Raw genomic sequence first — 12,950 nt, forward strand, 5'->3', positions numbered from 1 at the left:
GTGACGCTCCGCGTCACAGCGCACGCCGGCGCAGAGCGCCGAAGGCGGCGTCACCACGCAGAGAGTGGGAACGATCACTGAATCGCCTGGCGCAACACAACCCCCTGCAGCAGCACGGCTTGCCGGSGGTGASGTRCTCAAGATCGCTMCCGCCGGCAAGCCGGACGGCTACAGGGTTTGTGGGCGGTAATGATCGTCCCCCACGCTCTGCGTGGGAATGCATCCCGTGACGCTCCGCGTCACAGCGCACGCCGGCGCAGAGCGCCGAAGGCGGCGTTACCACGCAGAGCGTGGGAACGATCACTGAATCGCCTGGCGCAACANGAATGCATCCCGTGACGCTCCGCGTCACAGCGCACGCCGGCGCAGAGCGCCGAAGGCGGCGTTACCACGCAGAGCGTGGGAACGATCACTGAATCGCCTGGCGCAACATCATCCCCTGCAGCAGCACGGCTCGCCGGCGGTGACGCACTCAAGATCGCTACCGYCGGCAAGCCGGACGGCTACAGGGTTTGTGGGCGGTAATGATCGTCCCCACGCTCTGCGTGGGAATGCATCCCGTGACGCTCCGCGTCACAGCGCACGCCGGCGCAGAGCGCCGAAGGCGGCGTYACCACGCAGAGCGTGGGAACGATCAYTGAATCGCCTGGCGCAACACCACCCCCTGTAGCCGCACGGCTTGCCGGGGGTGACGTGCTCAAGATCGCTACCGCCGGCAAGCCGGGCKGCTACAGCGCCTCATCCTCGGATCTCAGCCTTCACCGATCCAGCTCGCTCCCGGCCACTGCTGGCTGTTGACCAATTGCCTTGCGACCTCGGTGATGACTACCCGCGTGGCCAGAGCAGCAGGCGACAGCTCATCATCGGCGAGGGTCGCGAGCAGATTGCGGCGGCCCACATGGGCGTCGGCGATCTGCACCAGCGACAGGCCGGATTCTCCCTTGAGTGCAGCCGCTGCACCCGGCTGAATCGTCGCGGCATGGCCCGCTCTTACCGCATTCATCAGCACCGCCAGGCCATCGACTTCCATGATGATGTTGGGCACCACGCCCGCCCGTTCGAAAGCCGTCATCAAGGTCGAGCGCAGGCCATGCTGTGCACTGGGCGCCACCAAGGGGAGGTGCCCGAGTTCGGCGAGGTGCACGCTATCGCCCGTCGGTGCATCGGGCAGTGCAGGAGATGCGATGACGAAGAGTTTTTCGTCGAGCAGTGGCGTGACGCTCCAGCGTTTGCCGCCTTCGAGCTGGAACAGGATGGCCAAGTCGATCTGTCGGGCGTTGAGTTGCACGGCCAAGTGCCCCGAGAGCATTTCTACCAGGTGCAACTGGATGTCCGGATAGCGCTCGCGCATGGCGTTGATCAGCGGCAGAGCGAGCACCGTGGCGGTGGTCGGCGGCAAGCCGACGCTTACGTACCCACTCATGCGACCGCGATGGGCGGCCAGCACTGCATTCTCCGCCTGCCGCAAGGTCAGCTGGGCGTGATGCAGAAACGCCAGCCCTGCGCTGGTGGCAGTCACCCCGGTGGTGGTGCGATTGAGCAGACGGGTACTGAGCTCGCTTTCGAGTTTGCCGATCTGCTGGCTCAGGGCCGAGACGCCGACATCCAGCTCCAGCGCGGCCCGACCGAGGCTGCCCAGCTCGACGATCTTCACGAAATAGCGCAATTGGCGTAGTTCCACGGGCAGGCTCCATAGGCGTAGAAAAGCGCGAAGCAGTCTACACGCAGTGATCGATACGGATAGCGGTGTGAATGCACCAAAAACGTCTTCGGCATGCAGCGAGCGTTGCAATACGTGCATTTGCTCGTGCCATTGAGCAAGGTAAACGTGGCCGTGCGCAGTCCTCGCTGATGGCACTGTGCTTGCAGTGCCTTCGGCATTACACGGGAGACGCCGAATGTTATCACTGCGCACCAACAAACGCCGGGCTCAGGACGATGACGCTCTGAACCTCTTGTTCGATGATCTGGATCTGACGGTGCAGCTGTCCGAGCACTCACCATTGAATGCTCGTCTGAACGGCTTCAGCAAGACTTTGCACCAGCGGCTGGGAGAAAGCCTGGCGGCGTCGGTGGACATCGCCGCCCATGCCCCGGAACTGGCACGCATCGCCCGCGCCACCGAGCAGAGCGGGCAGATGCTGGCTCAGGCGTCGGAGTTGATCGCCAGCGCCAGTGAGCAGGTCAGCACCTCGCTCGACACCGAACTGGTGCCCGGTGCCGCGCAAGTCGCCAAGCTCTCAAGCGAAGTCACGCTGACGCTGCGCCAATGCCAGCAGACCGGCGAACAGGTGCTGGATCAGGTGGATGCCATTGGCGCCAGTGAACAGAAACTGGACGAGGTGATCGGCCAGTTGTTCGGGCAGTTGGAGGAGGTCAGTCAGGTGCTCGGCGTGATTGCCAGCATCTCGCAGCAGACCAATCTTCTGGCTCTGAATGCAGCGATCGAAGCGGCTCGTGCCGGGGAGCATGGGCGGGGCTTTGCGGTGGTCGCCGACGAGGTGCGTCGGCTGGCAGGACACACGACGGAGTCCACCACTCGAGTCAGCCAGATCATCGAGCGCTTTCGTGCCGACATGGACCAGTTGGGCACTGCCGGCAAGACCATGCACGCGGCGGTTGCCGATGGCCGTGAAGGCATGACGCGCATGGGCGCAGACCTGCTGAGCACTCAGGCGGCGATGGATCAACTGGACCAACGCGTCGGCCATATTGCCTCTGGGACTGAGCACATCGGGATTGCCGTCCACGCGATCAATCGCGACGTGCAGAACATTGCGGGTGTCGCGGCAGAATTGCTGGGCGACGCGGGGCAGGTACTGACCCACAGTGATGCGGTGCGCACCAGCGGCGATCATTTGTTGAATGGTCTGGGCGGCTTTCGGCTGCAGATGCACAAGGCGATTCAGACCAGTGTCGAGCAGCTTGCCAGCGAAGCGGCGATGCTTGGCGACGTCGGCACGGCCGAACGGTCCATGGGCGACATTCTGCGTCGTGACCAGCGCTTTGAACTGTTTTACATGGTCGACCGCAACGGCACGCAGATCAGCGAAAACGTCGGGATGGAGAGTGACCCGAAAGCGCTGAGCTACAAGGGCCGGAACTGGGCGCAGCGGCCGTGGTTTCGTGAGGTGGCTGAGCAACTGGCGAGCTACATCACCCCGGTGTATCGCTCATCTGCAACCGATGCGTTTTGCGTGACGGTGTCGGTGCCGATATTTGCCGCGAACGGGCAGCTGCACAGGGTGCTGGCGGCGGATGTGAGGTTGTCGGCGTTGATGTGAGTGAGTCGCCCGGATCTGGGTGGAAGCGAATCATAATCTTGCCCTGGACCCTGTGGGAGGGAGCTTGTTCGCGAAGGCTTGGTGGCTGTGACATGTCATTGCCTGACACCACGCTTTCGCTGGCAAGCGCCCTCCCGCAGATCAGCGGGTGCTCGTGAGGTGGCTTACGCCTGATCTTCCTTCTGCAGTTCAAACAGCAGCAACGAACGCGGGGTTACCGTGTACTCGGTGCCGAACTCGAACTGCTCCTTGCCACGAATATCCGGCTGATTGGTGTCGACCAGGCCGATCCAGTTCACGCCTTCAGGCACTTCCGGCAACTTGAAATTGACCCCTTCGTGGTGCGAGTTGACCACCAGCAGCATGGTTGCCTCGGCGCCGCGGCGACGGATGCCGGTCTCCTGCGCACGGCCATCTATCAGCATGCCGAGGCAGCGACCGTTGCCGTCCTCCCATTGCTCGATGGTCATCTCATCGCCGCTTGGCGACAGCCAGGTGACGTCCTTGACCCCCAGCTCCTCGTTGTAATCACCGACCAGGAAACGGCCGCGTCGCAGGATCGGATAGGTCATGCGCAGCTTGATCAGGCGTTTGACGAACTTGTGCAGGGCCTTGCCGTCTTCATCCCAATCCCAGTTGACCCAGCCGATTTCGCTGTCTTGGCAGTAGGCGTTGTTGTTGCCGTGCTGGGTGCGGGCGAACTCGTCACCGGCCACCACCATCGGTGTGCCCTGGGAGAACAGCAGCGTCGCGAAGAAGTTGCGCATCTGCCGCAGGCGCAGGGCGTTGATTTCCGGGTCTTCGGTCGGACCTTCGACACCGTGGTTCCAGGAGCGGTTGTCATTGCTGCCGTCCTGATTGTTCTCGTCGTTGTCTTCGTTGTGCTTGTCGTTGTACGACACCAGATCGTGCAGCGTGAAGCCATCGTGCGCGGTGACGAAGTTGACCGACGCATATGGTCTGCGTCCGCGCTGGTTGAACATGTTGCCCGAGGCGGTCAGGCGACTGGCAAGGTCGGCAAGCTGGCCTTCGTCGCCTTTCCAGAAGGCGCGCACGGTGTCGCGGAACTTGTCGTTCCATTCCGCCCAGCCCGGCGCGAACTTGCCGACCTGATAGCCACCAGGGCCGCAGTCCCAAGGCTCTGCGATCAGTTTCACCTGGCGCAATACCGGGTCCTGACGGCAGGCCACGAGGAAGCTGTGGCGCTCGTCGAAACCATCATGATAGCGGCCCAGAATGGTCGCCAGGTCGAACCGGAAGCCGTCGACGTGCATCTCGCTGGCCCAATAGCGCAGCGAATCGGTAACCATCTGCAAGACGCAGGGATGGCTCAGATCCAGCGTGTTGCCGGTGCCGGAATCGTTGATGTAGAAGCGCTTGTCGTCTGGCATCAGGCGATAGTACGAAGCGTTGTCGATACCGCGCATGGACAGGGTCGGGCCGCGTTCGTTGCCTTCGGCGGTGTGGTTGTAGACCACGTCCAGGATGACCTCGAGCCCCGCATGGTGCATGTGCGCGACCATTTCCTTGAACTCGGCGATTTTGCCGTGAGCCAGGAAACGCGGGTCCGGGGCGAAGAAGGCGATGGTGTTGTAGCCCCAATAGTTGGTCATGCCCTTTTGCAGCAAATGCTGGTCGTTGACGAAGGCATGGATCGGCAGCAACTCGACCGAGGTCACGCCCAGGCCCTTTATGTGCTGAATCACGTCATCGACCATCAGCCCGGAAAAAGTACCCTTGAGCTCGTCGGGAACGGACGGGTGACGCATGGTGAAACCCCGGGTGTGGGTTTCATAGAAAATGGTTTTTTCCCAAGGCACGTTGGCGCGCTGATCACGGCCCCAGGTATAGGCCGGATCGATGACCTTGCACTTGGGCACGAACGGAGCACTGTCGCGCTCATCGAAACTGAGATCGTCGTCCGGATGGCCGATGGTGTAGCCAAACAGTGCTTCGGACCATTTCAGTTCGCCGACCAGCTGCTTGGCATACGGGTCGATCAGCAGTTTGTTGTGGTTGAAGCGGTGGCCGTTTTTCGGGTCATAAGGGCCGTACACGCGGTAGCCATAAACGAGGCCCGGGTGAGCGTCGGGCAGGTAGCCGTGAAAGATCTCGTCGGTGTATTCGGGGAGCTCGATGCGCTCCAGCTCTTCTTCGCCCGTGGAGTCGAACAGGCACAGCTCTACCTTGGTCGCATTGGCAGAAAAGATCGCGAAGTTGACCCCTAGGCCGTCCCAGTTGGCGCCGAGCGGGAAGGGCAGGCCCTCCCGAATGCGCGAAGGATTGGCTTGCGGGCTGTCGGCCTTGGCGGATTCATTCTGGGGGGCGGTTTGCTTCTCTTGCTTGCTCATGTGTATTCCTGACGTTCGAATGATTTTCCTGAAGGCGAACAGAGCCTTTGTCGCAGGGTCGTACTGCGCCATTGCTGGAGGAACAGGCGGGTAGTTACCGCAGGTGTTGACGATCGTTTTCAGGCGATCCCTGCGGTAGAGGTCTGCTGCGCGATGGGTACTCGTCGAAGACGAATAGTCAGGGCGCGGGTGGCTTGGCGGCGGGTGGCGCTTTTTTCGCCGCAGGCTTTGCAGCTGGCTTGGCGGCAGGTTTTGCCGCAGGTTTGGCTGCAGAACCTTCTGCGCCGCTGGCTGCGACCTTCGGCTTGGCCGCCGGTTTTGCCGGCGCCTTGGCGGCTGGTTTCGCGGCAGGTTTGGCAGCCGGTTTTTCAGCGGCTTTGGCGGCAGGTTTTGCTGCTGCCTTTGCTGCTGGTTTAGCCGCTACCGCCTTGGGTTCAGCCTTGGGCTTGGCGGTTTTGCCAGCGGCGGCTTTTTTCGGCGCCTTGGCTTCGGCTTCTGCCAGTTTGCGAGCCATTTCCCAATGGCGTGCATCCTGACCGTGGGGCTTGCCCTCCGTTTCCCAGATCTGGTGGGCCAGCTCGCTGATTCTTTTATCGTCGGCACTCATCTCGACACTCCCGGGTATTACAAGGTTTGAATAAGCAGATTTACAGAAAATTCCTTGAGCGCTGCGCTGAGCGACAATTCCTTGTTGGTTGTGACTGTAGCCTGTGAAAAAAGTCCCTTCCAATTTGGATCTGAATCAGCGAACGGCAGGATGATTCGTGTATCGCCCCAATGTGCTGCGTTGATCAATGGAGTTTGCGCGGTACCCAATAGTTCAGCCGGCAAACGTGGAACCACAACAATAGCCCGCATATCCTCCGTTTCACGGGCAAATGCCATGACGTGAGCGGCCTGTTCGCCGATCACCTCGAGCGGTTGATATCGACCTTCACTGAACAACGCGGGATGTTGATTGCGCAGCATGAGCACCTGCGCGATCAACGCCTGTTTGATTCGGCCGTCCTGCCACTGGGCAAGCAGCTCGGTGAGGGCTGTGGATTCACTCAGCGCGCGTTGCCGTGCGGGGTAATCCACCGGACGACGGTTGTCCGGATCCACCAGGCTGAAATCCCAGAACTCAGTGCCCTGATACAGATCAGGAACACCGGGCACGGTCATTCGCAGCAAAGTTTGCGCCAGACTGTTCAGCGCGCCCGCGGGGGCAATGCGATGAGCGGTTGCACCAATGGACTGACGCAAGGCCAGCGCGTCCGGGCTCAGCAAAAGGCTCCGCAAAAATTCACGACAGGCCGTTTCGTAAGCCTCGTTGGGGGCGCTCCAGCTGCTGTGCAATTTGGCTTCACGCAGCGCCTTTTCCTGCCACTGGGTCAATCGTTTCGCATAGTCTTCAAAGGCGCTTTCACCCTCCAGTGCCAAGGGCCAACTGCCCAGAATCGCCTGGTACAGCATCAGTTCGTCACCGGGGCTGATCGAGGTCTCGCCGGTCTTCAAAGGCGCGGACAGTTGCTGCCAGCGTTCCACCTGTTCAGCGTACCAAGGGGCGTGTTCGCTGAGTACGGCGAGCCGTGTGCGCGTGTCCTCGCCACGCTTATGATCGTGGGTTGCAGTGGTCAGCAGATTTTCCGGAAAGCTTGCACCGCGCTCGATGCAAACCCGGTGGAAATCCTCTACCGGTGCACTGAAATGTTGCGGATGGAAGCCCACATCGTTGCGCGAAAGCAGCACAGCGGAGCGATAGAACGAGGTGTCCTCCACTGACTTGGCAGCCACGGGGGACGTGAGCTGCTGAAAGCGGTTATGGGCCTTGCGGCGTATCTCGCGCATTTTGACGTCCGGGTAGTCCCGCAGGCGTTCACCTCCCAGCCAACGGGCCAGATAGTCGAGCACCGGCCAGTCGCCTTCGCTGAGCATCTCACGCGCGCCTGTCATGGCCTGCTGGAAGAAACGCTCGTCCTCGTCGGAGCGTCCGCAGGCGGTGATGTAGGTGCGATAAACCGGAAAGTTGCTGACCAGTGCCAACAGCGAGCGACGTATCGCCCCCAGAGTCAGGTCGCGGCTCATCACATCGCTGCGTGCTACCTGCAGCAAAGCCTGAGCGAGGTTTTCGAAGTCGCCCGCCAGGCTGCCATGCAGCACCAGATCGCGGGCTTCCAGTACCTCTTTATTGAAGTCGGCGGTGCGTCCGCTGACCCTGGCCCACAAGTCCCCCAAGACCGCTTCGCCCTTGGGATCGTGCTGCAGCAGCGACACCTGATTCATGAATTCGTAGCCGGTGGTGCCGTCAACGCCCCAGTCCTTGCGCAGTTGCTCGTCGGCGCCGAGGATCTTCTCAACGAAGATCGGCAGGTGTTTGAGCTCGGTGCCTGCCGGGCGCTGTTTGAGCAGGCTGTCGACTCGCCGCCGCAGCTTACGGCAATACCCGCGTGGGTCGGCAAGGCCGTCGATGTGGTCGATGCGCAAACCGTCCACCAGGCCCCCGGCGATCAGCTCGAAAATCTTGCCATGGGTGGCCTCGAACACCTGCGAGCGCTCGACCTTCAGGCCGCCCAGCTCGTTGATGTCGAAGAAGCGCCGCCAGTTGATATCGTCCCCAGCGGTGCGCCAGCTGGCGAGGCGGTAATCCTGATGTTCCAGCAGCTGATGCAGCCTGTCGAAGCCTTCGGGCGTGCGCGAATCGAACTGCGCAAGACCGCTTTCGATGGCGTTGCCCAGTTCGGGTTTGGCTTTGAGCAGTTCTACCAGTTCAGCCTTGGCCTGACGGGCACGTTCATAGGCCTGGGGAAACTCGTCCAGTTGCGCGAAGCGCTGTGCCAGTTCGTCCAGCTCCGCACGTTTGGCCGCAGCCAGCAGCGGTCCATAGGTACCCGGGTTGATCGGGAAATGATGCTGGTAGTGCTCGACCCGGAAGCTGCCGTGCTCAGCATCGAAGCGCAGCGCGACGTCGCCGTTCTGCAGCACTGTGCCGTAATCGGTGCTCAGGAAGGGCAGGAGCAACTGGCCCTTGAGCAACGGGTCCGGGGAATTCCACTGAATGTCGAAGAATTTCGCGTAGGGGCTGCGCTGACCCCACTCCAGCAGGTCAAGCCACCACGGATTGTCCGCGCCGCCGACCGCCATGTGGTTGGACACGATGTCCAGAATCAGCCCCATTCCGTGTTCGCGCAGGGCGGCCACCAGCCGACGCAGGGCGGGCTCGCCACCCAGTTCGGGATTGATAATGCGCGGGTCGACCACGTCATAGCCGTGCATAGAGCCGGCGCGCGCCTTGAGCAGCGGAGACGCGTACACATGACTGATGCCAAGCTGGGCGAAATAGGGCACCAGCTTTGCCGCGTCATCCAGGGTGAAGTCTTTGTGGAACTGCAGACGTTGGGTCGCGCGAAGGGATTTGAGCGATGGGTTCACAGGTTGACTCATTGATCACGCTCCGCTGCCTGTTGTCTCGCCGCTGCGAGGATTTCCAGACGACGCGCGGCATTGGCGTCATCCAGCAATGAAGCGCTGTCTGCGGGCAATCGCCGGCGCCAGTTGGGGTGGCTGTCGATGGTGCCAGGCAAGTTGGCCTGTTCCTCGATCCCCAGTGCGTCCTCGATGGGCAACAGCACCAGTGGTGCGCGGGTATGGCCCAGGTAACGCACGCTGCCGTCGATGAGTTCACTTTCGGTGCTGTCGTGCATGCCGTAGTTCTGCTTGAGCGCAGCGCGCAGCCCCTGGCGTTCCCGTTCGCGGCCTTCGCGCCAGTGGCGTTCGGTGTCTTCGTCGATATGACCCAGCGTCTTGTTCCAGTCAATATCCAGCTCGGTCAGCCAGCCGGTAAGGGTCGGCAGGTCGTGGGTGCTGGTGGTCGCCAGTGCGTCGTCGGACCATTTGATGATCGGCTTGAAGTGGCCGTTGTCCTGTTCGAACAACAGCACGCGCATGCCGAGAATTTCCCGGGTCGAGAGTTTTTCATGCAAGCCTTCCGGCACGGTGCCGAGGTCTTCGCCCAGTACCACGGCCTTGTGTCGCCAGGACTCCAGGCACAGCAGACGCAACATGTCGTCCAGCGGGTAGTTCAGGTAGGCGCCTTCGCTGGGCGGCGAGCCCAATGGCACGACCCACAAACGTTGAAGACCCATCACGTGGTCGATGCGCAGGCCGCCCGCGTGGGCGAAGTTGGCGCGCAGCATTTCGATGAAGGCGCGGAAGCCATTGCGTTTCAGGCCTGTGGGCGAGAACGCGGAGATGCCCCAGCTTTGCCCCGAGCGATTGAGGATGTCAGGCGGTGCGCCCACGGTCAGCGCCGACAGCAATTCATCCTGACGGCTCCAAGCCTGGCTGCCAGCGCCATCGGCACCCACGGCGAGGTCGCCGATTAGCCCGATGCTCATGCCACTGCTGCGCGCTGCGGTCTGGGCGCGCTCAAGGCCGCGGGCGATCAGCCATTGGGCAAAAGCGTGAAAGCCGATCTGCTCGCCATGGCTGGCGGCGAACTCATCGATGGCCTTGCTCCGAGGATTTTTGTACTGCTCGGGCCATTCATGCCAATTACCGCCGATACCGAGTTTTTCGCCTTCATCACGCAGCGCTTCGAAGCGGCAATGGTTCTCCAGCGCTTCGCCGCCGGCGTGGCGGAAGCTGTTGAAGTCTTCGTGCAACGGATGGCCGCTGCCGATGAAAGCGGCGTACAGCGAACGGAAGATTTTCCATTTGGCGGCCGCCGCAGCGGGCCAGTCGATCAAGGGCAGGGCTTGCAGACGCTTGAGTTCGTCGCCAAGGCCGGTTTCGTCGATGGCAATGCGCACGGCGCGCTCGCCAAGGATCGCGCCGGGTGCGGCGTACAGCGCGTTGAGGAACAGACGGCTGGAAGGGGAATACGGGCTGAAACGCTCGCTGTCATTGGCGAACATGGCGTGAACCGGGCTGATCGCAATCGCCGCTGCCCCGCGTTCGCCCGCCGAGCGAGCGAAGGTTTCGAGGGCCTGAGTGTCGCCGAATCCGCCATCACCTTCGCGGCGCAGGTAATACAGTTGAAGCGTCAGGCCCCAGGCGCGCGGCACGCTGGTATCGGTGGCCATGGCCAGCGAGTAAGCGGTCTTCGGTGCCACAGCGATGGTCAGGTGCTGGCCGTCGATTGCCAACTGCTGATAGCCCACCGTCGCCAGCGCGGGCAGCTCGGCTTTTGCGGTCAGTTTCGCATCCAGGCGCGAACCGTCTTCCAGATCGAGCACAAAGGGTGTTTGCGGTTTGAACCAGGCAGACAGATCAAGGCTGGTGCCGTGGTCGACGGTCAGCAGCGGCGGAGGCGTGGTGGACAGGCTCTGGTCTTGCAGACGCTTGAGGCTGGCGCTGATCTGTTCATCGTTTTCAGCAGGGTAACCCAACCCGTCGAGGACTTTGCGAAGCACCTCGGGGCTGACCCGTTGCGGTCGTGCGTTGGCGTCTTTCCAGTCGACCGACAACCCTGCCTCGGCCGCCAGCATTTCCAGTTGCTCATTGCTCATCCTGTTCCTCCACAACGTCACTCGATATCAGGCTGACAATGGCCGTGTATGGATTGAGGTTGCCGTTTTGGGAAAGTTCGGCCGATTTTGGATGGGATTCATGAAGAACATGCTGCACGACGTGGGTGTCGATCTGCACCGCGTGCGCGCCCAGGTTGAGGTCGATGCGCAGCGTGCTGCCATCGCCCATCTGCCAGCGTGCGCTGACCGCCTTGTCGGCCAACACCACAGCGCCCAGCGCCTTGGCCCCCTGCAGGCGCGGAATGATCTCGCCATGACGTACCTGCAACAGCTCCCGGTACAGCGCCTGCCAGTTGCGGTGGTCCTGGCCCTTGTCGGTTTCCAGGTACGCCGCATCGATTGCCGGGCGCGAGGCCTGAAAGGTCTGCAAGGCGTTCGGGTCGGGAATGCGCTCACGCTGGGCCGGGTCGGCGAACGCCGCAAAGTCGGCAAACTCGCCACGACGACCTTCGCGCACGGCGTCGGCCAGCTCGTCGTGGAAATCGGTGAAGAACAGGAACGGCTCGCTGGCGCCCCATTCATCCCCCATGAACATCAGCGGAATCATCGGCGACAACAGCAACAACGCGGTGGCGGCGCGCAACGCTTCAGGCGGGCACAGCTGCACCAGGCGCTCGCCCAGTGCGCGATTGCCGATCTGGTCGTGGTTCTGCAGAAACAGCACGAACCCGGTGGGTGGCAGGTGCGCGCTCGGCTCTCCGCGAGCATGACCGTGGCGGGTGGATTCGCCCTGATAAACGAAACCCTCGCTCAACAGACGCGCCAGCTTGTGCGTCGGTTGCTCGGCGAAGTCGGTGTAATAGGCGTCGGTTTCACCGGTCAGCAGCACATGCAGCGTATTGTGGCCGTCATCGTTCCATTGCGCGTCGTAACCCTCATCGATCCGGCTCGCTTCGTTGAATTCGTTTTCCAGCGTCAGCCACACATGACGGCTCTGCGGGACCTGTTGCCGTACCCGCTGCGCGAGTTCCTGCAGAAAGGTCGGGTCCTCGATGGCGTGAACAGCGTCGAAACGCAGGCCATCGAAGCGGTAATCCAGCAACCACATCAAGCTGTTGTCGATGAAGAAGTCACGCACCTCGCGACGACGAAAGTCGATGGCATCGCCCCACGGCGTCTTCTTGTCGCTGCGGAAAAAATGCCTGGCGTAGGCGCCCAGGTAATTGCCGTCGGGGCCGAAGTGGTTGTAAACCACGTCGAGAATCACCATCAGGCCCAGGCCGTGGGCGGTATCGATCAGATGTTTGAGCTGATCCGGCGTGCCGTAGGAGGATTGCGGCGCGTAAGGCAGCACACCGTCATAACCCCAGTTGCGTTGCCCGGGGAACTGCGCGATGGGCATCAGTTCGATAGCGGTTATGCCTGTTTCGGCCAGACGTTGCAGGTGCTGCTCGACCCCGGCGAAACCGCCGAGTGCGCCGACATGCAATTCATAGATGATCGCTTCATGCCAGGGCCTGCCGCTCCAGTTAGCGGTCTGCCATTGATAGGCATTGTGATCGACGACCAGGCTGTGACCATGTACCTCACCGACCTGAGCCCGGGAAGCCGGGTCAGGTACTTGAAGGTCTTCATCGATTTTGTAGCGGTATCGCGTGCCTGCCGAACATCGAGTTTCCAGGACAAACCAGCCGTCTTCCTGTGGCAGAAGGGCTCGTGACGGCCCGTCCTCTATCTCGACGCTGACAAAACCTGCATCCGGTGCCCAGAGGGCGAACCGGGTGTGTTCGGGATCCAGCAAGACGGCGCCGTGGCGCCAGTTCTGATCCGTGCGCGAAGGCATCCGTTACCCCTTTTTCTTCAGT

The 12,950-nt window shown here is 61.8% G+C and carries 7 protein-coding genes; 1 reads left to right on the forward strand and 6 read right to left on the reverse strand.

All coding sequences use genetic code 11. The features are described from left to right. Positions 1-751: 751 nt before the first annotated feature. Complete coding sequence (locus BWR59_RS25255; protein WP_081568417.1) at positions 752-1,681, reverse strand: LysR substrate-binding domain-containing protein; 930 nt, start codon at positions 1,679-1,681, stop codon at positions 752-754. A 217-nt stretch (positions 1,682-1,898) separates the two neighbouring features. On the opposite strand from BWR59_RS25255, the gene BWR59_RS25260 reads away from it, so the two are divergent. Then, entirely contained in the window at positions 1,899-3,284 is a 1,386-nt protein-coding gene (locus BWR59_RS25260) for a methyl-accepting chemotaxis protein (protein ID WP_081568418.1), read from the forward strand. A 164-nt stretch (positions 3,285-3,448) separates the two neighbouring features. Here BWR59_RS25260 and glgX read toward each other — a convergent pair whose 3' ends face one another. The 5 genes from glgX to treZ form a co-directional block, all read right to left on the reverse strand. Beyond that, positions 3,449-5,635, reverse strand: a complete 2,187-nt coding sequence (glgX, locus tag BWR59_RS25265) for a glycogen debranching protein GlgX (RefSeq protein WP_081568419.1) — start codon at positions 5,633-5,635, stop codon at positions 3,449-3,451. 178 nt (positions 5,636-5,813) lie between these two features. Continuing rightward, positions 5,814-6,242: a DUF2934 domain-containing protein gene (locus tag BWR59_RS25270; protein ID WP_081568420.1), complete on the reverse strand. Its 429-nt coding sequence runs from the start codon at positions 6,240-6,242 to the stop codon at positions 5,814-5,816. Between the two features lie 17 nt (positions 6,243-6,259). Then, the gene (locus BWR59_RS25275; protein ID WP_081568421.1) at positions 6,260-9,058 is read right to left on the reverse strand and encodes a malto-oligosyltrehalose synthase; all 2,799 of its coding nucleotides are present in this window, start codon (positions 9,056-9,058) and stop codon (positions 6,260-6,262) included. Further along, complete coding sequence (gene malQ, locus BWR59_RS25280) at positions 9,055-11,124, reverse strand: 4-alpha-glucanotransferase (RefSeq protein WP_081568422.1); 2,070 nt, start codon at positions 11,122-11,124, stop codon at positions 9,055-9,057. Before malQ ends, BWR59_RS25275 begins: the two co-directional genes overlap by 4 nt. Further along, a complete protein-coding gene (gene treZ, locus BWR59_RS25285) occupies positions 11,114-12,928 on the reverse strand; it encodes a malto-oligosyltrehalose trehalohydrolase (protein ID WP_081568423.1) in 1,815 nt (604 codons plus the stop codon). Before treZ ends, malQ begins: the two co-directional genes overlap by 11 nt. Positions 12,929-12,950 lie beyond the last annotated feature (22 nt).

This window comes from Pseudomonas sp. Bc-h (genome assembly GCF_002080045.1).
Lineage (GTDB): Bacteria > Pseudomonadota > Gammaproteobacteria > Pseudomonadales > Pseudomonadaceae > Aquipseudomonas.